Source organism: Pseudomonas trivialis (genome assembly GCF_036864995.1).
Classification (GTDB): domain Bacteria; phylum Pseudomonadota; class Gammaproteobacteria; order Pseudomonadales; family Pseudomonadaceae; genus Aquipseudomonas; species Aquipseudomonas trivialis.
This window is the reverse complement of the sequence record NZ_CP142151.1, coordinates 2,841,651-2,865,642: the sequence shown is the minus strand read 5'-3', so window position 1 is coordinate 2,865,642 and position 23,992 is coordinate 2,841,651. Positions and strand designations below refer to the sequence as shown.

Genomic DNA, 23,992 nt, shown 5'->3' with positions numbered 1-23,992 from the left:
ATGTAGACGAAAGATTTCAAGTTGTGTCAGTTTTCTTACGCCTTCAAAAGAGGCGAGTGATAGGACGATCTCGCCCGCGAGGTTCCTATCGACCCAAGACTGATGCACTTGCAAACAAGGAAGTACGTTTATGTCAAAAGTAAAAGACAAAGCTATTGTGTCTGCCGCTCAGGCCAGCACCGCCTACTCGCAAATCGATAGCTTCAGCCATTTGTATGACCGTGGCGGCAACCTTACGGTCAATGGCAAACCGTCCTACACCGTGGACCAGGCAGCGACCCAGCTGCTGCGGGACGGCGCGGCGTACCGCGACGCCGATGGCAACGGCAAGATCGACCTCACCTACACCTTCCTGACCTCGGCCACCACGAGCACCCTGAATAAACACGGGATCTCGGGTTTCAGCCAGTTCAGCGCCCAGCAGAAAGCACAGGCAGCGCTCGCCATGCAATCCTGGGCGGACGTGGCCAAGGTCACCTTCACCGAGAAGGCCAGCGGCGGTGACGGCCACATGACCTTCGGCAACTACAGCGGCGGCCAGGACGGCGCAGCGGCCTTCGCCTACCTACCCGGTACAGGCGCGGGCTACGACGGCACGTCGTGGTACCTGACCAACAACAGTTACACGCAGAACAAGACGCCGGACCTGAACAATTACGGACGGCAGACCCTGACCCACGAGATCGGCCACACCCTCGGCCTGGCTCACCCTGGCGACTACAACGCCGGGAACGGCAACCCATCCTACAAAGACGCGACCTACGGACAGGACACGCGTGGCTACAGCCTGATGAGCTACTGGAGCGAGAGCAACACCAATCAGAATTTCAGCAAAGGCGGGGTTGAAGCCTATGCCTCCGGCCCGCTGATCGACGATATTGCCGCGATCCAGAAGCTCTACGGTGCCAACTTTGCCACCCGCGCCACCGACACCACCTACGGCTTCAACTCCAACACCGGGCGTGATTTCCTCAGCGCGACCTCCAATGCCGACAAGCTGGTGTTCTCGGTGTGGGACGGTGGTGGCAACGATACCCTGGACTTCTCCGGGTTTACCCAGAACCAGAAGATCAACCTCAATGAGACCTCGTTCTCCGACGTGGGCGGCCTGGTGGGCAACGTGTCCATTGCCAAGGGCGTGACCATCGAGAACGCGTTCGGTGGGGCGGGTAACGACCTGATCATCGGTAACAATGCCGCCAACCTGATCAAGGGCGGGGCCGGCAACGACCTCATCTACGGCGGTGGCGGTGCAGACCAGTTGTGGGGCGGTGCAGGCAATGACACCTTCGTGTTCGGCGCCAGTTCCGACTCCCGGCCCGGGGCTGCGGACAAAATTTTTGACTTCACCAGCGGTGCAGACAAGATCGACCTGTCCGGCATTACCAAAGGCGCGGGCCTGAGCTTCGTCAGTGCCTTTTCCGGGCATGCCGGCGACGCGGTGCTGACCTACGCCTCAGGCACCAACCTGGGCACGTTGGCCGTCGACTTTGCCGGCAAGGGTGTGGCGGATTTCCTCGTCACCACCGTTGGCCAGGCAGCCGTCAGCGACATCGTGGCGTGATGCACGGGCGCGGCGCTTCGGCGCCGCGCTTGCAGGCGGGAGCGTGAAGATGCAGTGGTTGTCCAAAATGATCGTCTGTGTTGTGCAGGTGATGTTCGTGTCGGCAGGAGCCCACGCAATGGCGAGCAGTCTGATTTTACCCACCCCCGCGCAGTTGGCGGGGCACTGGGAATTGAAACAGCAGGATCAGGTGTGCAACCTGGAATTACTGGAGCAGGCCAACGCCCTGGGCGGCGATGTGGCGTGTGTGGCGCAGTGGCTGGGCGACAAGCCCTTGAGCTGGTCACCCACCCCGGACGGAATCTGGCTGATGAACGCCGAAGGCAGCGGTATTACCCACTTGAATCGCCAACACGAAGGCGAGTACGAGGGCCGCACTCGATCCGGCGGTGTTGTGGTATTGCAACGAAAACCTTAGTTGCCGTTATAAACATATAACTTGATTGATTAGTTGACCGGCCCTGATCAAGGGTTGCGCCAACTAGTGCGCGTAGTTTGCTTCAAGGAAGATAAGAAGACATGGCCAGGCCCCATACCGTTGCACCCTTGTTCAAGGCGCTGGGTGAATACAAGAGCATCTTGATCAGTATCGGTTGTTTCACCGCCTTGATTAACCTGTTGATGCTGGTGCCGTCGATTTACATGCTGCAAGTCTACGACCGTGTGCTGTCCTCCCAGAATGAAACCACCCTGGTGATGTTGACGCTGATGGTGGTCGGCTTCTTTGCGTTTATTGGCCTGCTCGAAGTCATTCGCAGTTTTATCGTGATCCGCATCGGCAGTCACCTGGAGCGGCGCTTCAACTTGCGCGTCTACAAGGCCGCCTTTGAACGCAACCTTCAAAGCGGCCAGGGCCATGCCGGGCAATCCCTGGGGGATCTGACCCATATCCGCCAATTCATCACCGGGCCTGCATTGTTCGCGTTTTTCGATGCGCCGTGGTTTCCCATCTACCTGTTCGTGATTTTCCTGTTCAACGTGTGGCTGGGTGTGCTGGCCACGGCCGGGGCGGTGCTGCTGATCGGCCTGGCCTGCCTCAACGAATACCTGACCAAAAAGCCACTGGGCGAGGCCAGTGGCTACTCCCAGCAGTCGACCCAGTTGGCCACCAGCCACTTGCACAATGCCGAGACCATCCAGGCCATGGGCATGCTCAGTGCGTTGCGCACCCGCTGGTTTGCCGTGCATTCGCAATTTCTCGGCCTGCAGAACCAGGCCAGCGACACCGGTTCGGTGATCACCTCCCTGAGCAAATCCCTGCGCCTGTGCCTGCAGTCGCTGGTGCTGGGCCTGGGCGCGCTGCTGGTGATCAAGGGCGACATGACCGCCGGGATGATGATCGCCGGTTCCATCCTGATGGGCCGTGTGCTCAGCCCCATCGACCAGTTGATCGCGGTGTGGAAGCAATGGAGCTCGGCCAAACTGGCCTATCAACGTCTGGATGAGCTGCTGCGCGCCTTCCCGCCGGGGGGCGAGCAGATGGCCTTGCCGGCGCCCCACGGCCAGGTGAGTTTCGAAGACGTCAGCGCCGGCCCTCCGGGGCTGCGTCTGGCGACGCTGCACCATGTCAGTTTCAACCTCGGTGCCGGTGAAGTGCTGGGCGTGCTTGGCGCCTCGGGTTCCGGCAAGTCCACCCTGGCGCGGGTGCTGGTGGGCGTGTGGCCGACTCTGGCCGGCACGGTGCGTCTGGATGGCGCGGACATTCACCGCTGGGACCGTGACGACCTCGGCCCGCACATCGGCTATCTGCCCCAGGACATCGAGCTGTTCAGTGGCAGCATTGCCGACAACATCGCGCGTTTTCGTGAGGCCGACCCGGCGCTGGTGGTGAATGCGGCGCAACAGGCCGGCGTGCATGAGCTGATCCTGCGCCTGCCCCAGGGCTACGACACATTGCTGGGCGATAACGGCGGTGGCCTGTCCGGCGGCCAGAAACAACGGGTCGCCCTGGCGCGCGCGCTGTATGGCGGGCCGCGGCTGATTGTGCTGGACGAGCCCAACTCCAACCTCGACACCGTCGGTGAAGCGGCGCTCGCCAGCGCCATCGTGCAAATGAAGGCCCAGGGCAGCAGCGTGATTCTGGTGACGCACCGTTCTTCTGTTTTGGCCCAGGCCGACAAGCTGCTGGTGCTCAACGAAGGACGCCTGCAGGCATTCGGGCCGAGCCAGGACGTGCTGCGGGCGCTCTCCGGCCAGCAGGAAGCGCCGAAGGAAAAACCCGGCGTCAGTTTCAGCCGCCAGTATCAAGCCGGAAGGAATCCAGGCGCATGAGCAGTATGACGTTTGAACAACGCGACGCCCGCTTTTTCACTCGCATGGGCTGGCTGCTCACCGTGGTCGGTGCCGGCGGTTTTTTCCTCTGGGCGAGCCTGGCGCCTCTCGACCAGGGCATTCCGGTGCAGGGCACCGTGGTGGTCTCCGGCAAGCGCAAGGCAGTACAAAGCGTCAGCCCCGGTGTGGTCAGCCGGATCCTGGTGCGCGAAGGTGAGACGGTCAAACAGGGCCAGCCGCTGTTTCGGCTCGACCAGACCCGCAACCAGGCCGACGTGCAGTCGCTGCAGGCCCAGTACCGCATGGCCTGGGCCAGCGTGGCACGCTGGCAGAGCGAGCGCGACAATCAAGCGGCGGTCACCTTTCCCGCTGATCTGAGCGCCGACCCAGACCCGGCGCTGGCCCTGGTGCTGGAAGGCCAGCGCCAACTGTTCAGCAGCCGCCGCGAAGCCTTCGCCCGTGAACAGGCCGGCATTCGCGCCAATATCGAGGGTGCCAGTGCGCAGTTGAACGGCATGCGCCGCGCCCGCACCGACCTGACCGCCCAGGCCCAGTCCCTGCGCGACCAACTGGCCAACCTGCAACCGCTTGCCGACAACGGCTACATCCCGCGCAACCGGCTGATGGACTACCAGCGCCAGCTGTCCCAGGTGCAACAGGACCTGGCGCAGAACAGTGGCGAAAGCGGCCGAGTGGAGCAGGGCATCCTCGAATCCAGGCTCAAACTGCAGCAGCACAGCGAGGAGTACCAGAAGGAGGTGCGCAGCCAACTGGCCGATGCGCAATTGCGCAGCCTCACCCTGGAACAGCAACTGACCTCCGCCGGTTTCGACCTGCAACACAGCGAGATCAACGCGCCGGCCGATGGCATCGCGGTCAACCTCGGCGTGCACACCGAAGGCGCCGTGGTGCGGGCCGGCGAAACCCTGCTGGAAATCGTGCCCCAGGGCACGCGTCTGGAAGTGGAAGGGCACTTGCCGGTGCACCTGGTGGACAAGGTCGGCACCCACCTGCCGGTGGATATTCTGTTCACCGCCTTCAACCAGAGCCGCACCCCGCGCGTACCGGGGGAGGTGAGCCTGATTTCCGCCGACCAGATGCTCGATGAAAAGACCGGCGCGCCGTATTACGTGCTGCGCACCACCGTCAGCGAGGCCGCGCTGGAAAAACTCCACGGCCTGGTGATCAAGCCCGGCATGCCCGCCGAGATGTTCGTGCGCACCGGCGAGCGTTCGTTGCTCAACTACCTGTTCAAGCCGCTGCTGGATCGCGCCGGCTCCGCGTTGACCGAGGAATGAGCATGAAGCCCGTATGCCTCGCCTTGCTGTTGAGCTGCGCCAGTGCCCAGGCCGCGATGGGCCCATTCGATGTGTATGAGCAGGCCCTGCGCAACGATCCGGTATTCCTCGGCGCGATCAAGGAGCGCGACGCCGGCCTGGAAAATCGCACCATTGGCCGCGCCGGCCTGCTGCCACGGCTGTCCTACACCTACAACAAGGGCCGCAACAACTCCGAAGCGCACCTGCCTGACGGCCGCGGCGGCAGTTATCGCGACGACCGCAACTACAACAGTTACGGCTCCACCTTCAGCCTGCAACAGCCGCTGTTCGACTACGAAGCCTATGCCAACTACCGCAAGGGCGTGGCCCAGGCGCTGTTCGCCGACGAGAGCTTTCGCGAAAAGAGCCAGGCGCTGTTGGTGCGCGTACTGAGCTATTACACCCAGGCGCTGTTTGCCCAGGACCAGATCGACATCGCCCGCGCCAAGAAAAAGGCCTTCGAGCAGCAGTTCCAGCAGAACCAGCACCTGTTCCAGCAGGGCGAGGGCACCCGCACCGATATTCTCGAAGCCGAATCCCGTTACGAACTGGCCACCGCCGAAGAGATCCAGGCGCTGGACGAACAGGACGCGTCCCTGCGCGAGCTGGGCGCGCTGATTGGCGTGCAGAGCGTCAACATCGACGACCTGGCGCCGTTGAACCAGAGTTTCGGCGCCTTCACCCTCACGCCCGCCAACTACGACACCTGGCACGCACTGGCCCTGAGCAACAACCCCACGCTCGCGTCCCAGCGCCAGTCCCTGGAAGTGGCGCGCTACGAGGTGGAGCGCAACCGCGCCGGGCATCTGCCCAAGGTCACCGCGTATGCCAGCTCGCGCCAGCAGGAGTCCGACAGCGGCAACACCTACAACCAGCGCTACGACACCAACACCATCGGCGTCGAAATCAGCGTGCCGCTGTATGCCGGCGGCGGCGTATCGGCCTCAACCCGCCAGGCCAGCCGTGCCATGGAGCAGGCCGAATACGAGCTGGAAGGCAAGACCCGCGAAACCCTGATCGAACTGCGTCGCCAGTTCAGTGCGTGTTTGTCGGGGGTGAGCAAGCTGCGCGCCTATCAAAAGGCCCTGGCGTCGGCCGAGGCGCTGGTGGTCTCGACCAAACACAGCATCCTCGGCGGCGAGCGGGTCAACCTCGATGCGCTCAACGCCGAGCAGCAGCTCTACAGCACCCGCCGCGACCTGGCTCAGGCGCGTTACGACTACCTGATGGCCTGGACCAAATTGCATTACTACGCGGGCAATCTGCGCGACACCGACCTTGCGAAAGTGGATGAGGCCTTCGGCCCTGTGAACCAACGCCCATAACAACACACACAGGATGGCTCTGATGATCACCGATTCGTCGCGTTTCAAACCCTTTACCGCAGGCTCGTTGCTGCTGTTGTCCGTGGCGGCGCAGGCGCAATACACCGAGACCGGCCAGCCGGGCAATCCCGCCAGTTGGCGCTCCGCCGAGTTCCAGAGTGACTGGGGCCTGGGGCGCATGAAGGCCGATGAAGCCTACGCCGCCGGCATCAATGGCAGCGGGGTGAAGATCGGCGCGCTGGATTCGGGCTTCGATGCCAGTCATCCAGAGGCTTCCACCGATCGTTTTCACCCGGTCACCGCCACGGGCACTTACCTGGATGGCAGCGCCTTCAGCACCACCGGCGCACTCAACCCCAACAACGACTCCCATGGCACCCACGTCACCGGCACCCTGGGCGCCGCCCGTGATGGCGTCGGCATGCACGGCGTGGCTTACAACGCGCAGGTCTATGTGGGCAATACCAACGCCAACGACAGTTTCCTGTTCGGCCCCACGCCCGACCCCAGGTACTTCAAGGCCGTGTACAGCGCCCTGGTGGACGCCGGCGTGCGCGCCATCAACAACAGCTGGGGCAGCCAGCCCAAGGACGTCAGCTACCAGACCCTCGGCGACCTGCACGCCGCCTACGCCCAGCACTACAACCGTGGCACCTGGCTGGACGCGGCGGCCGATGTGGCCAAAGCCGGGGTGATCAACGTGTTCAGCGCCGGCAACAGCGGCTACGCGAATGCCAGCGTGCGTGCCGCGCTGCCGTATTTCCAGCCGGGACTGGAAGGGCACTGGCTGGCGGTCTCGGGCCTGGATATCGCCAATAACCAGAAGTACAACAAATGCGGAATCGCCAAGTACTGGTGTATTTCCACCCCCGGTGCACTGATCAACAGCACCGTCCCCGGGGGCGGTTACGGGGTGAAATCCGGCACCTCGATGTCGGCGCCCCATGCCACCGGCGCGCTGGCGCTGGTGATGCAGCGCTACCCCTACATGAGCAACGAGCAGGCCCTGCAGGTGCTGCTGACCACCGCCACCCAGCTCGACGGTTCGCTCACCCAGGCGCCCAACACCACGGTGGGCTGGGGTGTGCCCGACCTGGGCCGGGTGATGCACGGGCCGGGGCAGTTGCTCGGGGCGATGAACGTGACCCTCGCGGCCGGGCAGGGCGATGTGTGGAGCAATGGTATTTCCGACCAGGCGCTGATCCAGCGCCTGGCCGAGGACCGCGCCGAACAGGCCGCCTGGCAGCAAACCCTGCTCGATAAGGGTTGGCAAAACGGCGTGGGCGCGAACGCCAGCCAGCAGGACCAGACCGATTACGCGGTGGGCACGGCACGCGATCAGGCCGCCGCGCGGCGGGTGTATGAAGGCAGCCTGATCAAGTCCGGCGCGGGCACGCTGGTACTCAGCGGCGACAGCACCTATCGCGGTGCAACCACCGTCAACGGCGGGCTGCTGGCGGTCAATGGCTCGCTCACCTCGGCAGTCACCGTCAACGACAGCGGCACCCTCGGCGGCTCCGGGCGTATCGCCGCGCTGTCGGTGAACAGCGGCGGGCGCGTGGCGCCGGGCAATTCCGTGGGCACCTTGCAGGTGGCGGGCGACGTCAACCTGGCGGCGGGCTCCACCTATGCAGTGGAACTGACACCCAGCAGCAGCGACCGCATCGTCGCCGGCGGCCGGGCGGTCCTTGGCGGTGGCAACGTGACCCTGGCCCTGGAAAACAGCCCGACCCTGCTCAGCGCGGCGCAGGCACACAGCCTGATTGGCCGCCAATACACCATCCTGCAAGCGGCCGGCGGGATTCAGGGGCAGTTTGGCCAGGTGCTGCCCGACTATGTGTTCCTCGGCGGGCGTCTCGATTACGCCGCCACCGGCGTGCAATTGAACGTGGCGCGCAATGACGCCACCTTTGCCAGCGTCGCCGCCAACCGCAACCAGCGCGCCGTGGCCACGGCCGCCGAGCAGCTCGGCGCGGGCAACCCGGTGTATGAAAGCGTGCTGCGTTCCGACTCCCTGGCGGGCGCGCAACAAGGCTTGCAGCAGTTGTCCGGCGAGATCTACCCGGCAGTGGGCGCCATGCTGATCAACGACAGCCGCCAGGTGCGCGATGCCGTGGGTGAGCGCTTGCGCCATGTGCCGATTGCCGGCGAGCGCAACCTGTGGCTCAAGGCTCTGGGCGCCTGGGGCAAGAGCGACAACCGCAGCGAAACCGCAGTCGCCACCACTTCCCTCGGCGGCCTGCTGTTGGGCGTGGACGGGGCGCTGGATGAGCAGACCCGCGTTGGTGTGGTCGCCGGCTACAGCGACAGCTCGCTGAACATGGGGGGCGGCAGCCATGCCTCGGCATCGGTCGACAGCTACCACGTGGGTGCCTATGCCGGGCGTGAGCTGGGCAACTGGCGGCTGAGCCTCGGCGGTGCCTACAGCTGGCACCGCGGCGATGTGAAGCGCGACCTGCAATACGGCGACGTCAGCGGCAAGCAGAAGGCAAGCCTGGACGCGCGCAGTGCGCAACTGTTCAGCGAAGCAGCGTATCGCTTGCAGCTGCAACCGCTGGCACTGGAACCGTTCGCCAACCTGGCCTACGTGCATCTGGACAGCGATGCGTTTCACGAAAACGGCGACGCGGCCGCGCTGGAACGCGGCAGTGATCGACGTGATGCCGTGCTGGGCACCCTGGGGCTGCGCGCGCTGAAAACCCTCGCGCTCAACGATCACCAGCAGCTCGAGCTGTCCGGGTCGCTGGGCTGGCAACACAGCCTGACCGCCGTCGAATCCGAAGAACATCTGGCGTTTGTGGCCGGTGGCCCGTCGTTTGCCGTACGCAGCGCGCCGTTGCTGCGCGATGCGGCGCTGGTGGGCGTGCAGGCCAGCCTGGCGCTGAGCCAGGCGACGCGGGTCAACCTCGATTACAACGGGCAGTTGGGCGGCAGGGCGAAAACCCAGGGCGTAGGCCTGAGCCTGAACTGGCAGTTCTAAGGTGGGAGGGGCTTGCTCCCGATGGCGATGTATCAGGCAATAAATCAGGTGCCTGACACCCCGCCATCGGGAGCAAGCCCCCTCCCACAGGGATCTCTATATCCGTAATAAAAAACTAAGGAAGGTCACCGTGAACACACGCAAGTCAGGGTTAACAACCGCCATCCACAAGGCTTTGCGCCACCCGCGCAGCGCGCCCTGTGGCGCATTGCTGTGCTGCCTGGCCAGCCTGGGCACCGCCCACGCGGCACCCTATGTGGAAACCGGCAAGCTGGGCGATGCCGCCAGTTGGCGCAGCGCCGAGTTCAATGCTGAGTGGGGCCTGGGCGCCGTGCATGCCGACACCGCGTACGCCGCCGGCTACACCGGCAAGGGCGTAAAACTGGGCATCTTCGACCAGCCGGTGTACGCCGCGCACCCGGAGTTCGCCAGCCCCGGCAAAGTGGTGACGATAGTCACCGAGGGCATCCGCCAGTACACCGACCCCTATATTCCGGTAAAGGCCGGCGATGCGTTTCGTTATGACGGCACGCCGTCCCTGGGTTCCAACGGCAAGCTGGGTAACCACGGCACCCACGTCGGCGGGATCGCCGCAGGCAACCGCGACGGCGGGCCGATGCACGGCGTAGCGTACGGTGCGCAGATCATCAGCGCCGAGAACGGCGACCCCGGCCCCGAAGACGGCATCATCCTCGGCAACGATGGCGCGGTGTACAAGGCCGGTTGGGATGCCCTGGTGGCCAGCGGTGCGCGCATCATCAACAACAGCTGGGGCATCGGCATCGGTGACCAATATGCCAAGGGCGGCCGGGATCCGGCGTTCCCCAATTTCACCGTGAATGAAGCGCAGGCCCAGTTCAATAACATCCGCCCGATCCTCGGCACCCTTGCCGGCGGCGCCTACCAGGGCGCAATCGACGCCGCGCGCAGCGGCGTGCTGACCATCTTCGCCGCCGGCAACGACTACAACCGCAACAACCCGGATGCGATTTCGGGCCTGGCGTACTTCGTCCCGGAGATTGCGCCCAACTGGCTGTCCGTGGCCGCCTTGCAGCAGAACCCCGACACCGCGAGCGCCACGCCCTATGTGATCAGCACCTTTTCCTCGCGTTGCGGGTATGCGGCGAGTTTCTGCGTGTCGGCCCCCGGTACGAAGATCTTCAGCTCGGTCATCAACGGCACCAATCTGGACAACCTCACCACCGACTACGCCAACTTCAACGGCACCTCCATGGCCGCGCCCCATGTGGCGGGGAGTGCGGCGGTGTTGATGGAGCGTTTCCCGTACATGAGCGGCGACCAGATCTCCACGCTGCTCAAGACCACCGCCACCGACCTCGGCGCGCCGGGCATCGATTCGCTGTACGGCTGGGGCATGATCAACCTGGGCAAGGCCATCAACGGGCCGGGGATGCTGGTGACTGCCGAGGATATTCCGGCCGAGTTCCGCATCGACGGCGCCTATGGCAGCGGCCAGTTCGTCGCCGACCTGCCGGGCATCGGCGCGGTGGTGGATGCCGGCAAACCGACGCAGCGGGTGTGCACCGATGTGCATTGCGGGCTGGACGTGTGGAGCAATGACATTGCCGGGCACGGCGGCCTGACCAAGCTGGGCATCGGCACCCTGGTGCTGAGCGGCACCAACACCTACAGCGGCCCGACCCTGGTCAATCAGGGTCGGCTGGCAATCAACGGCTCGCTGACCTCGGACGTCACCGTCAGCCAGAGCGGCGTGGTCGGCGGCTCCGGGCGCATCGGTTCGCTGTTGGCCAAAAGCGGTGGCACCGTGGCGCCGGGCAACTCCATCGGCACCCTGAACGTGGCCGGAGATGTGACCTTCGACGCAGGTTCCACCTACGCCGTGGAACTGTCGCCCACCCGCAGCGACCGCATCGTGGCTGGCGGCACCGCCACGCTCAAGGGCGGCACCGTGACCCTGGCCCTGGAAAACAGCCCGACGTTGCTCAGCACGGCGCAGGCGCAAAGCCTGATCGGGCGCCAGTACAACATCCTGCAAGCGGCCGGCGGTATCAACGGCAGTTTTGCGGCGGTACTGCCCGACTACGTGTTCATCGGCGGCAACCTGAACTACGCCGCCAACGGCGTTCAACTGGATGTGGCGCGCAACGCCAACAGCTTTGCCAGCGTGGGCGTCACCGATAACCAGCGGGCCGTGGCCGCAGCCGCCGAGCAGTTGGGCGCGGGCAATGCCGTGTACGAAAGCCTGCTGCTGGCGCCGACCGCCGCGTCGGCCCGCAACGCTTTCCAGCAACTGTCGGGGGAAATCTACCCGGCGCTGGAGACCGCGCTGGTCAACGACAGCCGCTACGTGCGTGAGGCCGTGGGCGAGCGCTTGCGCAATGGTGAAATGGGTGCCTCCAGCGACACCGTCGACAGTCGCGGCAACGTCTGGATCAAGGCTCTCGGCGCCTGGGGCAAGACCGACAGCCGCAGCGACACGGCGGGCTACACCACGTCGATTGGCGGCATGCTCGCCGGCGTTGACGGGGCATTGGATGAGTCCACCCGTATCGGCCTGGTGGCGGGCTACAGCGACACTTCACTGAACATGGGCAGCGACACCCATTCGCGCGCGTCGGTCGACAGCTACCACTTCGGTGCCTATGCCGGGCATGAGATCGGTGCCTGGCGCCTGAGCGGCGGGGCGACCTACAGCTGGCACCGCGCCGACGTGAAGCGCGACCTGCAATACGGCGACGTCGCCGGCAAGCAAAAAGCCAAGGTCGATGCCCGCAGCACGCAAGTGTTCACCGAGGCGGCCTACCGCGTAAATCTGCCGGCGCTGGCGCTGGAACCCTTCGCCAACCTGGCCTACGTGCACCTGGACAGCGATGGTTTTACCGAGAAGGGCGATGCCGCGGCGTTGAAAAGCCGTGACGACACCCGCGACCTGGTGCTGAGCACCCTGGGCCTGCGTGCGTTGAAGACCTTCAATGTGAATGACCACCAGCAACTGGAGCTGTCCGGCACCCTGGGCTGGCAGCACAACCTGGGCAGCACCGATTCCGAGCAGCACCTGACGTTTGCGTCGGGCGGCCCGTCGTTTGCGGTGCAGAGTGCGCCGATGGTGCGTGATGCGGCACTGGTTGGCGCGCGGGTGAGCCTGGCGTTGAGCAAGGATGCGCGGGTGAACTTCGACTACAACGGCCTGTTGGCCAGCAAGGAGAAGGTCCACGGGGTGGGGTTGAGCCTCGACTGGGCGTTCTGACGCGTGAAGCGTTCCCGCGCCCGACGCGGGAACGATCGATTGGCTTTCTCGACAACATCAACAAAAGAGAGGCACGAGCGATGGGTATCTTTGACTATAAAAACCTCGGCACCGAGGGCTCCAAAGCGTTGTTCGCCGATGCCATGGCGATCACGCTGTACACCTATCACAACCTGGACAACGGCTTTGCCGTGGGCTATCAGCACAATGGGCTGGGCCTCGGCTTGCCCGCCACGCTGGTGGGCGCATTGCTCGGCAGCACTGATTCCCAGGGGGTGATTCCGGGTATTCCGTGGAATCCGGACTCGGAAAAAGCGGCCCTGGACGCGGTGCAAAAAGCCGGCTGGACGCCGATCAGCGCCGCTGCCCTGGGCTACGCCGGCAAGGTCGACGCCCGGGGCACGTTTTTTGGCGAAAAGGCCGGCTACACCACGGCGCAGGTCGAGGTGCTGGGCAAGTATGACGACGCCGGCAAGCTGCTGGAAATCGGCATCGGTTTTCGCGGCACCTCCGGCCCTCGGGAAAACCTGATCAGCGACTCCATCGGCGACCTGGTCAGCGACCTGCTGGCCGCGCTGGGCCCCAGGGATTATGCAAAAAATTACGCGGGCGAAGCCTTTGGCGGCTTGCTCAAGAACGTCGCCGACTACGCCGGCGCCCATGGCCTGAGCGGTAAGGACGTGCTGGTCAGCGGGCACAGCCTGGGCGGGCTGGCGGTCAACAGTATGGCCGACTTGAGCGGCAATAAATGGTCAGGTTTCTACAAGGATGCCCACTACGTGGCCTATGCTTCGCCGACCCAGAGCGCCGGCGACAAGGTGCTCAATGTCGGCTTTGAGAACGACCCGGTATTCCGTGCGCTGGACGGTTCATCGGTTAACTTCGCGTCCCTGGGCGTGCACGACAAACCCCATGAGTCGACCACCGACAATATCGTCAACTTCAATGACCACTACGCCTCGACACTGTGGAACGTGCTGCCGTTTTCCATCGCCAACCTGCCCACCTGGTTCGCTCACTTGCCCAGCGGCTATGGCGATGGCATGACGCGCATCCTGGAGTCCGGGTTCTACGAGCAGATGACGCGCGACTCCACGGTGATCGTCGCCAACCTGTCGGACCCGGCACGCGCCAGCACCTGGGTGCAGGACCTCAACCGCAATGCCGAACCGCACAAGGGCGACACCTTCATCCTCGGCAGCGACGGCAACGACCTTATCCAGGGCGGCAAGGGCACGGACTTTATCGAGGGAGGCAAAGGCAACGACACGCTCCGCGACAACAGCGGGCACAACACCTTTGTGTTCAGCGGGCAGTTCGGCCATGACCGGGTGATCGGCTATCAGCCCACCGACACGCTGGTGTTCAGCGGCGTGCAGGGCAGCACGGATTACCGCGATCACGCCAGGGTGGTCGGCGCGGATACGGTGCTCAGCTTTGGTGGGGATTCGGTGACGCTGGTGGGGGTGGCGAGTTTGTCGGGGGAGGGAATAGTCATCAGCTAAGGACTGAATGTGTTCGAAACGGTGTGAGGGGCTTTGAACGCACTGCTTGAAACAATGAAGACCAAAGGCGGGAGGGGGCTTGCTCCCGATAGCGGCGGGTCAGCGACAGATGGGCTGACTGATACACCGCTATCGGGAGCAAGCCCCCTCCCACAGGATCGGTTAGAGGCTAGTCTTCCTTGCGCACCGTGGCCACGTCATCGGCCTTGATGCGAATGCGCTTGCCGGCAATGTCCGTGAACTCATAGAAGCCGTCGGCCGTCTTGGCGTTGGGGGCGTCCTTGGTCAGGTATTGCGTGCCGTTTTGCAGTGTGACGACCGTTTGCGTGGCGCAACCGGCCAGCAGCAGAAAAGTGAGTGCAACCAGTGGCAGACCCAAATTCTTCATGTTCATAACCCTTACCTTCACTCTGAAAAGTCCCGCAGCAGCTGGCTGCGGGCCATAAATGGTACGCCATCGATTCCCCTATCTGATCACTTTTATACAAAAAGTTGCGTGCGCCATTTATCTATTACCGATTGCAACAAGGCCTGGGCAACGGCACTCTGTATGCATAACCAGTATTTGATTGCTTGCGCCATGGCCAACCCCCTCGACGATCCCCTGTATTACCTGCACAACTTCCGCCAAGTGCTGCATTGGCTGGGGCAGCGCTATGCCGATTTGCTCGACGCCGACGAAGAGCATTTCATTCAGCAATTTGACAGGTTGCCGCAGCCGTCCCAGGCGTTGTTGGTGCGCATGGTGATGCGCAAGGGCGTGCATTTTCGCGCGGGCAAGCTCAATTATCTGGAGATCGGTTGCCCCCATGCGGCGGCGGCGCCGTTGCTCGGGCTGGGCTGGGTGGAAGATCAAAGCCCACTGGAGTTTGAGGTGCTGTTCAGCGTGCTGCAAAAAAGCGAACTGCTCGCGGCGTTCAAACCCTGGATCGAGCACCCCAGAGGCAACAAGGTCGACTGGCTGGAACACCTGGCCGCGCAGTTCCCCGACAGCCGCAGTTTCGCCCAGTGGTGCCCGGCGCTGCCCGACACGCTCTACAGCCTCACCGTGATGCAGTTGTGCGACCGCCTGCGCCTGATGTTCTTCGGCAACCTGCATCAGGACTGGTCCGAGTTCGTGCTCGCCGACCTGGGCATTCATACCTATGAAAAAGTTGCCTTTTGCGACGAATCCCGGGGCCTGCGCAGCCGCGATGACGTGCACGGCTATCTGTTTTTGCACCAGTGCCAGCAAGCTTTCGAGACGGGCGAAGCCGTGGATGAGGTGCTTGAGCAGATCGCCACGCTGCAAACCGACAACCCCTGGCTGGAAAAACGCCGTGCCAAGCTGCTGTTCCAGATCGGCCAGCTGTGTGAGCGCAGCGCCGAACTGGTTCTGGCCGAGCAGATCTATCGGGCGTGCAGCCACCCCGGCGCCCGCGCACGGCTGATCCGCGTGCTGGAACGCCAGGAAGCCTACGCCCAGGCCATGGCCCTGGCGTGTCTGGCGCAGCAGGCACCGCACAGCGCGGCCGAGCAACAACACCTGCTGCGGGTGCTGCCGCGCCTGCGCCGCAAGCTGGGCGAGCCGGCGCTGCCCAAGGCCAGGCCGCGACCAGTCACGCGCCTGGACCTGGCGCTGGCGGTGCCGACGCCTGTGATGTCGGTGGAATACTGCGTGCAGGCGCACCTCAGTGAGCCTGACGCACCGGTGCATTACGTGGAAAACGGGCTGATCAACTCACTGTTCGGCCTGTTGTGTTGGGATGTGATTTTCGCGCCGCTGCCGGGGTCGTTTTTTCACCCGTTCCAGCGCGGGCCTGCGGACCTGCACAGCGAAGACTTCCATCAGCGCCGTGCGCCGCTGTTCGCCGCGTGTTTCGAGCAATTGCAGGATGAGCGCTACAAAACCAGTATCCGCCAGCGCTATGTGGAGAAATGGGGCATCCAGTCACCGTTCGTGTTCTGGAACCTGCTCAGCGACGAGTTGCTGGAACAGGCGCTGACCTGCCTGCCCGCCGAGCACCTGCGCTACTGGTTCGAACGCCTGCTGCTGGATATTCGCGCCAACCGTGCCGGGATGCCGGACCTGATCCAGTTCTGGCCGGCGCAGAAGACTTACCGCATGATCGAGGTCAAGGGCCCCGGCGACCGCCTGCAGGACAACCAATTGCGCTGGCTGGAATTCTGCGGCGAGTACCAGATGCCGGTCACCGTCTGCTACGTGCGCTGGGCGGAGCAGCCCGCTTGAGCTACAGCGTGGCTGTGCGGGCGCTGTGTGAGTTCACGGCCAAGGTCGGCGACCTCGACCTGCGTTTTACCCCATCGCCCAGCGCCCAGGAAGGCATCATCGGCCATCGCACGGTGGCGTCCCGGCGCAGCGCGCATTACCAGAATGAAGTGGCCCTTGAGGGCGAGTACCAGCAGCTCAAGGTGCGGGGCAGGGCGGACGGCTACGACCCCGACAGCAATCGCCTGGAAGAGGTGAAGACCTACCGTGGCGACCTCGATGCCCAGCCTGCCAATCACCGGCTGCTGCATTGGGCGCAGGTCAAGGTGTACGGCTGGCTGATGTGCCAGAAGCTGGGCCTGAGCGAGATCAACCTGGCGCTGGTGTATTTCGATATCGTCGGCGAGGGCGAAACCCTGCTCAGCCAGCCCTTCCAGGCGGCGCAACTCGAAGCGTTCTTCAATCATCACTGTGCGCTGTTCCTCGATTGGGCGCGCCTGGAAATGCAGCACCGCGAAGCCCGTAATCAGGCGGCGCAAACCCTGGCCTTCCCCCATGCCGCGTTTCGCCCCGGCCAGCGCGTGCTGGCCGAGACGGTGTACAAGGCGGTGAGCACCGGCCGCTGCCTGATGGCCCAGGCGCCGACCGGCATCGGCAAGACCGTCGGCACGATTTTCCCGCTGCTCAAGGCCCTGGGACCCCAGCAACTGGACAAGCTGTTCTTCCTTACCGCGAAGACGCCCGGGCGCAAGCTGGCCCTGGATGCGGCGCAGGTCTTGTACGACAGCCACCCGCAGTTACCGCTGCGTGTGCTGGAACTGGTGGCGCGGGACAAGGCCTGCGAGCACCTGGACAAGGCCTGCCACGGCGAATCGTGCCCGTTGGCCAAAGGTTTTTATGATCGCCTGCCCGCCGCCCGCGCTGCCGCGTCCAGGGTGCGCCTGCTCGATCAACGCAGCCTGCGCGAAGTAGCCCTGGCCCATGACGTGTGCCCTTATTACCTGAGCCAGGAAATGGCACGCTGGAGCGACCTGGTCGTCGCCGACTACAACTACTATTTCGACTTTGCCGCCATGCTGTTCGGCCTGGCCCAGCTCAACCAGTGGCGGGCCGCTGTGCTGGTCGACGAAGCCCACAACCTGGTCGAACGGGCCCGTGCGATGTACAGCGCGAGCCTCGATCAGTACACACTCAAGACCTTGCGCGACACGGCGCCCGAACCCTTGAAGAAGCCCTTGCAGCGCCTCAACCGTGAATGGAATGCGCTGCACAAGGACCAGGTTGCGCCGTATCAGGCCTATGGGGCGCTGCCGGAAAAGCTGCTCCAGGCGTTGAGCCTGTGCGTCGGCGCGATGGGCGACTACTTCAACGAGCGCCCCGAGGCCCTCAGCGGTGATCTGCAGGCCTTCTATTTTGAGGCGCTGCAATTTGCCAAGGTGGCGGAGCTGTTCAACGAACACTTCATCTTCGATATCAGCAAACGTCAGCTCACCGGCAAGCGCAGCAGCTCGACCCTGTGCCTGCGCAATGTGGTGCCCGCCCAATTCATTGGCCCAAGGCTTACCGCCGCGCGCAGCAGCGTGCTGTTTTCCGCGACCCTGAGCCCACGGCATTACTACGCCGACCTGCTGGGTCTGCCGGCGGACACGGCCTGGGTGGATGTCGAGTCGCCGTTCAAGGCCGAGCAGTTGCAGGTGCACATTGTCGAGCGTATCTCCACGCGCTTCGTGCATCGCCAGGCGTCGCTGGCGCCTATCGTCGAGTTGATTGCGCGGCAGTTCACCGCGCAACCGGGTAACTACCTGGCTTTTTTTCAAGCTTCGACTACCTGCAACAGGTCGCCCAGCTGCTGGCCGAACGGCATCCGCAGATTGCCCTGTGGCTGCAGTCGCGTGGCATGGCCGAGGCCGAGCGCCAGGGGTTTCTCGACCAGTTCACCCAGCACAGCCAGGGCATTGGCTTTGCGGTGCTGGGCGGGGCGTTCAGCGAAGGCATCGACCTGCCCGGCGCGCGTTTGATCGGCGCGTTTGTGGCGACCCTGGGCCTGCCCCAGTTGAACCCGGTCAATGAGCAGATGAAGCTGCGCATGGGCGCGATCTTCGGCGCCGGGTATGACTACACCTATTTGTATCCCGGGATTCAGAAAGTGGTGCAGGCGGCGGGCAGGGTGATTCGCAGCCAGCAGGACCGGGGCGTGGTGATGCTGATCGATGACCGCTTTGGCGAGGCGCGGGTGCGGCAGTTGTTGCCCAGGTGGTGGGCGGTGCAGTCCAAAGAGGTCTGATGGTTTCAGGCAGCCACATTCCTGTGGTGAGTGGGCTTCTTGTGGCGAGCCCGCTCGCCACAGAGCGCTGCGTAGCCTCCCTTTCAGACCACTTCCAGGTAGGAGCTTTGGATGGATCGGGCCAGCTCGCGCACGGTGTCGATGAACTCGATCAAGCGCATATGCAGGCCGTCCTCCAGAATCTCGTCGATGCCGGTGTAGCGCAGCCGCGCCTCGAACTCCGCCGCCAGGCGTTGCGCGGTGCGGCCGTAGCTGCCGGGCAGGTCAGCGAGGATCTGGCTCAGTTCCTCGATACAGGCGTGCAACGAGCGCGGCACATCGCTGCGCAACAGCAGCAGTTCGGACACCGAGCGCGCGTTGAGGGCATTCGGGTACAGCTCGGTATACGCCTCGAACGACGACAATGCGCGCAGCAAGGCGCTCCACTGGTAGTAGCCGCGTGCCGACAGGTCGCTGACTTCTTCGGACTCTTCGCCGAACATCTCGTAGCGCGCATCCAGCAGGCGCAGGGTGTTGTCGGCGCGCTCGACAAAGGTGCCCAGGCGAATGAAGCGGTAGGCGTCATTGCGCATGATGGTGCCCGAGGTGGCGCCGCGAAACAGATGCGAGCGCTGCTTGACCCAGTCGCAGAAGTGGCTGATGCCATGTCGTGCGAGGCCGCCGGCGGCGATGCTGCGCATTTCCAGCCAGGTGGCGTTGAGGTTTTCCCACATGTCGGCGGTGATGCGCCCGCGTACCGCATGGGCATTGCCGCGTGCGGCGCGCAGGCAGTTGTAGATGCTGGCCGGGTTTTCTTCGTCGAGGGCGAAGAAGTGCAGCATGCGCTCGGCGTCCAGAGTCTGGTGGCGTTCCAGATAATTCTCCAGGGTGCCGCTGCTGAGCAGCGACATGGCCAGTTCGTCCAGGCCGTCACTGCGCCCGGCCTGGGGCATCAGCGACAACGAATAACTGACTTCGAGCATGCGCGCCAGGTTTTCGGCGCGCTCCAGGTAACGTGACATCCAGTACAGATCTGCGGCGGTTCTACTCAGCATATTCAGTCCTCCACCACCCAGGTGTCCTTGGTTCCGCCGCCCTGCGACGAGTTGACGATCAGCGAGCCTTCACGCAGCGCCACCCGCGTGAGACCACCGGGCACCAGGCGGGTTTCCTTGCCCGAGAGGACAAAGGGGCGCAAGTCGATATGGCGGGGCGCAATGCCGTTTTCGACGAACGTGGGGCAGGTGGACAGGCTCAGGGTCGGCTGGGCGATGTAGGCATGGGGGCGCGCCTTGATGCGTTGGCGGAAGTCCTCGATCTCGGCGGCCGTGGACGCGGGGCCCACCAGCATGCCGTAGCCGCCGGAACCCTGGGTTTCCTTGACCACCAGCTCGCCGAGGTTGGCCAGCACGTGGGACAGCTCATCAGGCTTGCGACACTGAAAGGTCGGCACGTTCTGCAGGATCGGTTCTTCGTCCAGGTAAAACTTGATCATCGCCGGCACGTAGGGGTAGATCGACTTGTCGTCGGCCACACCGGTGCCGATGGCGTTGGCCAGCACCACGTTGCCCGCGCAATAGGCGGCCACCAGGCCGGGCACGCCGAGCATGGATTCGGCGTTGAACGCCTGCGGGTCGAGGAATGCGTCGTCGATGCGGCGGTAAATCACGTCGACGGCTTTGGGCCCGTCGGTGGTGCGCATGAACACCTTGAGGTCGTGCACGAACAGGTCGGCACCTTCCACCAGTTCCACGCCCATTTCCCTCGCCAGAAAGGCATGCTCGAAAAACGCACTGTTGAAACGGCCGGGGGTCAGCACCACCACATTCGGGTTGTCGAGGCGGCTGGAACTCTTGAGGGTCTTGAGCAGCAGGTTGGGGTAGTGGTCCACCGGCGCGATGCGCTGTCTGGCGAACACTTCGGGGAACAGGCGCATCATCATCTTGCGGTCTTCGAGCATGTAGCTCACGCCGCTGGGGGTGCGCAGGTTGTCTTCGAGCACGTAGTAGGTGCCGTCGCCGTCGCGCACCAGGTCGACGCCGGAGATGTGCGAGTAGATGCCGCGGTGCAGGTCCAGCCCGACCATTGCCTTTTGATAGCCTTCGTTGCCCAGCACCTGTTCCGCCGGAATGATGCCGGCCTTGATGATGCGCTGGTCGTGGTAGATGTCGGCGAGGAACATGTTCAGCGCATTGACGCGCTGTATACAGCCGCGCTCGATCACGCTCCACTCGCTGGCGGGAATGCTGCGCGGGATGATGTCGAAGGGGATCAGGCGCTCGGTGTCCTGTTCATCGCCGTACAGGGTGAACGTGATCCCGGCGCGGTGAAACAGCAAGTCAGCTTCACGGCGACGCTGGGCCAGCAGTTCCGGCGGCGTGTTGGCCAGCCAGCGGGAGAAATCCTGGTAATGCGCACGGCACTCGCCGTTCGCGTCATTCATTTCGTCAAAGAAAGATCGAGCCATTCCGATACCTTGTCAGTGCCCAGGGGTGCATGGGTGGCACTGCCGCTTTTAAAAACGCATTTTTTTATGAGCCCGTGGCGCAGGGTGCCAACAGGCCTGGTCCTTTCTTTCTTGTGGGGGTGGCTCTGGGTCGGGGGGTAACGCTTGCTCCTGTTTACGGGCAGATGAAAGGGTTAAGCAATGCATGTGCCGAAATGGCCTTCAGGCGCCGATTACTTGTGGCAAGCCCTTTAAGCGCAGATTCCCTGTGGCGAGCAGGCTTGTCCTGCGTGGGCTGCGCAGCGGCCCCAAAACCAGGCGCTGAGCCGTATCAGGTACACCGCGTTTTGCTGGATTGGGGGCGCTTCGCACCCCAACGCGGGGCAAGCCCGCTCGCCACGGTGCCCCGTTCGCCACAATAGGGCGTTCCACTCTCAGATCGCTCGCGCAGTGCTCTTTAATGGTGCGTAACTAACTTGAACTTCGTGCACGCTCGATTCTTCTAATTGGCATTCGACAATCTGCGGAGTACCGTCGTGCCAACCATCATCTCGCCCGATACCCCGGAATCGGCCCTGACCGACCACAGCGAGCACAACGCCAAGATCTTCGGTTCGCCCAAGGACCGGCTGGACTTCTACCGCCGAGAAATCCAGTACGAAACCAGCATCCTCGCCAACCGCACCGATGCCTACCTCACCGCGCAGTCATTCCTGGTGATTGCCTTTGTCTCCGGCATGGGCAACCTCAACCCGGAGTGGGGCAAGCTGTTTACCCTGGTGGTGCCAGTGTTTCTGGTGGCGCTGGGTATTTTGAGTTCGCTGAATGCCTGGCCCGGTATTCGCGCGGCGTATGAAATCATCGACCACTGGCACTACAAGCAGAGCGAACTATTGCGCAGTGAGCCGGTGATGGGCATGGCCTACGATGAGTCGCCGCTGTTTTCCGAGATGGAGTCGTCCCACAAGGGCTATCGCAAGTCGCTGTTGTTCTCCATGCGTGCACCCTGGCTGTTCATGGTGTTCTGGCTGGTGCTGGGCATTTATGCGTTCTATATCCAGGTCGATAATCCGATCCGCTGAGCAATCGGAAGGAACTTCGCTCGCCAGCGCGGCGCCTTAGTTTTACGCAGTACAGATTTCTCCCAGACCTGCGAAGAGGTGCCCCATGAACACCAGCGACGACCCGCAAACCAGCAACCGTAATGACCCGGCCATCGATGGCGGCGAGCCGGCCCCAGGCAGCGCTGTCAATGCGCCCAAGGATCCAGCGGCTGCCAGCGATCCCAAGGCAAAGGAAAACGAGTTCAGCCCGGATTTCGAACCCGAGCCCGAGCACAAGCCTGAAACCGATGCCGATATCGATACTCAGGGCGGCTAGAGGAGAACGTCATGTCAAAAGAACTCGACCTGGAAGACGAACCCAACGATCCGGGCAACGAAGACCCGGGCTCGTTGATGGACGATGCCACCGTGCCGCTCAACGATCTGGATGACGCGGCAGACGTCGGCAATACTGAGAATCAGGACTGACCCTTCGCCCTGGCTCGTCGTTCATACCATGCCAGCATCGGCTGGGTACTCAGGCCATGAATGACGATGCTCAGGGCGATCACCGACACTGTCAGGTTTACTGCCACGGCGCTGCTGGTGCCGATCAGGCCATGGTTAAGGGCGTAGAACAGGTAGTAAATGCTGCCGATGCCGCGAATCCCGAACCAGCCCATCAGGCCGCGTTGCTGGCGGTCGACCAGGCTGCCCCAGGGCATGGCAAATACGCTGACCGGGCGAATCACGCAAAACAGCAAAGCCGCCACCAACAGCGCGCGCCAGTCCCAATGGCTGACCAGCACGATGCCCAATACGGTCACCAGAAACACTTCCATCGAGCGTTCCACCAGGCTTCCGAACGAGAGCATGTCGCCCATCATCACGCCTGCGGCAATCTGCGTGTCGGCCAGCTCGCTGACGTCGCCTTGCAGGGCGCGCGCAGGCTCCACTTCCAGGTGACCGACCACGGGCAGTGCCAGGTGCTCGGCGGGTGTCCTGGCGTTGCCGGTGGATTTGAATTCGGCCTGGCGCAGGCCGAGGCCGGCAGCGAATACCGACAGGAAACCGTAGCCACCGATCGCTTCGGCGACCACGTAGGCCAGTGCGATCAGCGCCAGGGTCAGGTAGTCATTGGGCGACAGGGTGCTGTCGTCGTGGGTGATGCGCAGCCACAAGGTAACGCGGCCGATGCCTCGGCCCATCCAGTAACCCACCAGCAACCCGGCTGGCACCGCCCAGATCAGGTTCTTCAGGACCCAGCCGCCGAGCCAGTCACCGTCGAAACCGCCATGCTGCATGAACAGCAGGCTGAAGATCACGAAGGGGAAGGCGGTGCCGTCGTTCAAACCGGCCTCGCCCGAGAGGCCAAAGCGCAGCGCGTCATAGTCCTGGGCGTTGTTGACCTGCACCAGGCCAGCCAGCACCGGGTCGGTGGGTGCCAGGATCGCCCCCACCAGCAGCGACACGCCCCACGACAATTGCAGCAGGTAATGCAGCGCCAGGCAGGTGCCGAGGATGGTCAGCAGCATCACCGGCCCGGCCATGCCGAAGGCAATGCGCCAGAGGCGATGAGTGAGTGGCAGGCGCAGCTTGAGGCCGCTGACAAACAGCGAAAACAGCACGGCGACTTCGGTCAGGTGTTCCATCCAGCGCGCCGAACCCTTGATGTCCAGGTGCAACAGGTCGACCCCCAGCGGGCCAATCGCGACGCCCAGCAACAGGCACACCGCCGAGGTGGTCACCGGCATCCAGCGCAGGTAGGAGGAGGTGAGGGCGAGGGTGAGCAATACGGCGCCGAGTACGGCCAACCATAGAATGAATGTCATCGAGCG

The 23,992-nt window shown here is 63.6% G+C and carries 16 protein-coding genes and 1 pseudogene; 13 read left to right on the top strand and 4 right to left on the bottom strand.

Translation table 11 applies throughout. The annotated features are described in order from the left end of the window. Positions 1 to 130 precede the first annotated feature (130 nt). The 8 genes from VRB54_RS12350 (at position 131) to VRB54_RS12315 (ending at position 14,193) form a co-directional block, all read left to right on the top strand. Positions 131 to 1,564, top strand: coding sequence for a serralysin family metalloprotease (locus VRB54_RS12350; RefSeq protein WP_209982194.1), 1,434 nt, complete (start codon positions 131 to 133; stop codon positions 1,562 to 1,564). A gap of 49 nt (positions 1,565 to 1,613) precedes the next feature. Next, entirely contained in the window at positions 1,614 to 1,982 is a 369-nt protein-coding gene (locus tag VRB54_RS12345; RefSeq protein WP_338477409.1) for a protease inhibitor Inh/omp19 family protein, read from the top strand. Positions 1,983 to 2,083: 101 nt separating this feature from the next. After that, positions 2,084 to 3,835, top strand: a complete 1,752-nt coding sequence (locus VRB54_RS12340; RefSeq protein WP_338477408.1) for a type I secretion system permease/ATPase — start codon at positions 2,084 to 2,086, stop codon at positions 3,833 to 3,835. Beyond that, entirely contained in the window at positions 3,832 to 5,133 is a 1,302-nt protein-coding gene (locus VRB54_RS12335; protein WP_338477407.1) for an HlyD family type I secretion periplasmic adaptor subunit, read from the top strand. The genes VRB54_RS12340 and VRB54_RS12335 overlap by 4 nt, the downstream gene beginning before the upstream one ends. A 2-nt stretch (positions 5,134 to 5,135) precedes the next feature. Further along, on the top strand, positions 5,136 to 6,479 hold the full coding sequence (locus VRB54_RS12330; RefSeq protein ID WP_338477406.1) for a TolC family outer membrane protein: 1,344 nt from the start codon (positions 5,136 to 5,138) through the stop codon (positions 6,477 to 6,479). A 22-nt stretch (positions 6,480 to 6,501) separates the two neighbouring features. Beyond that, positions 6,502 to 9,459, top strand: coding sequence for an autotransporter domain-containing protein (locus VRB54_RS12325; protein ID WP_338477405.1), 2,958 nt, complete (start codon positions 6,502 to 6,504; stop codon positions 9,457 to 9,459). A gap of 130 nt (positions 9,460 to 9,589) precedes the next feature. Next, complete coding sequence (locus tag VRB54_RS12320) at positions 9,590 to 12,688, top strand: autotransporter domain-containing protein (protein WP_338477404.1); 3,099 nt, start codon at positions 9,590 to 9,592, stop codon at positions 12,686 to 12,688. A gap of 80 nt (positions 12,689 to 12,768) precedes the next feature. Continuing rightward, positions 12,769 to 14,193: a lipase gene (locus VRB54_RS12315; protein ID WP_338477403.1), complete on the top strand. Its 1,425-nt coding sequence runs from the start codon at positions 12,769 to 12,771 to the stop codon at positions 14,191 to 14,193. A gap of 169 nt (positions 14,194 to 14,362) precedes the next feature. Here VRB54_RS12315 and VRB54_RS12310 read toward each other — a convergent pair whose 3' ends face one another. Then, positions 14,363 to 14,587, bottom strand: coding sequence for a YgdI/YgdR family lipoprotein (locus tag VRB54_RS12310; RefSeq protein ID WP_057008775.1), 225 nt, complete (start codon positions 14,585 to 14,587; stop codon positions 14,363 to 14,365). A gap of 186 nt (positions 14,588 to 14,773) precedes the next feature. Here VRB54_RS12310 and VRB54_RS12305 point away from each other — a divergent pair, with 186 nt between their 5' ends. Both VRB54_RS12305 and VRB54_RS12300 read left to right on the top strand, forming a co-directional pair. Continuing rightward, positions 14,774 to 16,423 (top strand): VRR-NUC domain-containing protein, encoded by a 1,650-nt coding sequence (locus VRB54_RS12305; RefSeq protein WP_338481099.1) that lies wholly within the window; start codon positions 14,774 to 14,776, stop codon positions 16,421 to 16,423. Continuing rightward, positions 16,420 to 18,686: pseudogene (locus VRB54_RS12300) on the top strand (ATP-dependent DNA helicase). The gene VRB54_RS12305 and the pseudogene VRB54_RS12300 overlap by 4 nt, the downstream one beginning before the upstream one ends. Positions 18,687 to 18,769: 83 nt before the next feature. Here VRB54_RS12300 and VRB54_RS12295 read toward each other — a convergent pair. Next, the gene (locus VRB54_RS12295) at positions 18,770 to 19,720 is read right to left on the bottom strand and encodes an alpha-E domain-containing protein (RefSeq protein ID WP_209982174.1); all 951 of its coding nucleotides are present in this window, start codon (positions 19,718 to 19,720) and stop codon (positions 18,770 to 18,772) included. A gap of 2 nt (positions 19,721 to 19,722) precedes the next feature. Further along, on the bottom strand, positions 19,723 to 21,132 hold the full coding sequence (locus tag VRB54_RS12290; protein WP_209982173.1) for a circularly permuted type 2 ATP-grasp protein: 1,410 nt from the start codon (positions 21,130 to 21,132) through the stop codon (positions 19,723 to 19,725). Between the two features lie 515 nt (positions 21,133 to 21,647). Between VRB54_RS12290 and VRB54_RS12285 the strand changes: the two genes are divergently transcribed. The 3 genes from VRB54_RS12285 to VRB54_RS12275 all read left to right on the top strand — a co-directional run bounded on the left by VRB54_RS12285 (position 21,648) and on the right by VRB54_RS12275 (position 22,643). Beyond that, complete coding sequence (locus VRB54_RS12285) at positions 21,648 to 22,193, top strand: hypothetical protein (RefSeq protein ID WP_338477402.1); 546 nt, start codon at positions 21,648 to 21,650, stop codon at positions 22,191 to 22,193. Positions 22,194 to 22,278: 85 nt separating this feature from the next. Continuing rightward, positions 22,279 to 22,491 carry a hypothetical protein gene (locus VRB54_RS12280; RefSeq protein ID WP_209982169.1) on the top strand — a complete coding sequence of 71 codons (213 nt, stop codon included), beginning with the start codon at positions 22,279 to 22,281 and terminating at the stop codon, positions 22,489 to 22,491. Between the two features lie 11 nt (positions 22,492 to 22,502). After that, positions 22,503 to 22,643, top strand: a complete 141-nt coding sequence (locus tag VRB54_RS12275; protein ID WP_338477401.1) for a hypothetical protein — start codon at positions 22,503 to 22,505, stop codon at positions 22,641 to 22,643. Here VRB54_RS12275 and VRB54_RS12270 read toward each other — a convergent pair. Then, entirely contained in the window at positions 22,634 to 23,986 is a 1,353-nt protein-coding gene (locus VRB54_RS12270; RefSeq protein WP_338477400.1) for a sodium:proton antiporter, read from the bottom strand. The two genes, VRB54_RS12275 and VRB54_RS12270, sit on opposite strands and share 10 nt — an antisense overlap. Positions 23,987 to 23,992 lie beyond the last annotated feature (6 nt).

What these genes read in the sequence shown, in the direction of transcription:
- VRB54_RS12350 (WP_209982194.1), top strand. Translation starts at nt 131, where the DNA reads ATGTCAAAAGTAAAAGACAAAGCTATTGTGTCTGCCGCTCAGGCCAGC.
- VRB54_RS12345 (WP_338477409.1), top strand. Translation starts at nt 1,614, where the DNA reads ATGCAGTGGTTGTCCAAAATGATCGTCTGTGTTGTGCAGGTGATGTTC.
- VRB54_RS12340 (WP_338477408.1), top strand. Translation starts at nt 2,084, where the DNA reads ATGGCCAGGCCCCATACCGTTGCACCCTTGTTCAAGGCGCTGGGTGAA.
- VRB54_RS12335 (WP_338477407.1), top strand. Translation starts at nt 3,832, where the DNA reads ATGAGCAGTATGACGTTTGAACAACGCGACGCCCGCTTTTTCACTCGC.
- VRB54_RS12330 (WP_338477406.1), top strand. Translation starts at nt 5,136, where the DNA reads ATGAAGCCCGTATGCCTCGCCTTGCTGTTGAGCTGCGCCAGTGCCCAG.
- VRB54_RS12325 (WP_338477405.1), top strand. Translation starts at nt 6,502, where the DNA reads ATGATCACCGATTCGTCGCGTTTCAAACCCTTTACCGCAGGCTCGTTG.
- VRB54_RS12315 (WP_338477403.1), top strand. Translation starts at nt 12,769, where the DNA reads ATGGGTATCTTTGACTATAAAAACCTCGGCACCGAGGGCTCCAAAGCG.
- VRB54_RS12310 (WP_057008775.1), bottom strand. Translation starts at nt 14,587, where the DNA reads ATGAACATGAAGAATTTGGGTCTGCCACTGGTTGCACTCACTTTTCTG.
- VRB54_RS12305 (WP_338481099.1), top strand. Translation starts at nt 14,774, where the DNA reads ATGGCCAACCCCCTCGACGATCCCCTGTATTACCTGCACAACTTCCGC.
- VRB54_RS12295 (WP_209982174.1), bottom strand. Translation starts at nt 19,720, where the DNA reads ATGCTGAGTAGAACCGCCGCAGATCTGTACTGGATGTCACGTTACCTG.
- VRB54_RS12290 (WP_209982173.1), bottom strand. Translation starts at nt 21,132, where the DNA reads ATGGCTCGATCTTTCTTTGACGAAATGAATGACGCGAACGGCGAGTGC.
- VRB54_RS12280 (WP_209982169.1), top strand. Translation starts at nt 22,279, where the DNA reads ATGAACACCAGCGACGACCCGCAAACCAGCAACCGTAATGACCCGGCC.
- VRB54_RS12275 (WP_338477401.1), top strand. Translation starts at nt 22,503, where the DNA reads ATGTCAAAAGAACTCGACCTGGAAGACGAACCCAACGATCCGGGCAAC.
- VRB54_RS12270 (WP_338477400.1), bottom strand. Translation starts at nt 23,986, where the DNA reads ATGACATTCATTCTATGGTTGGCCGTACTCGGCGCCGTATTGCTCACC.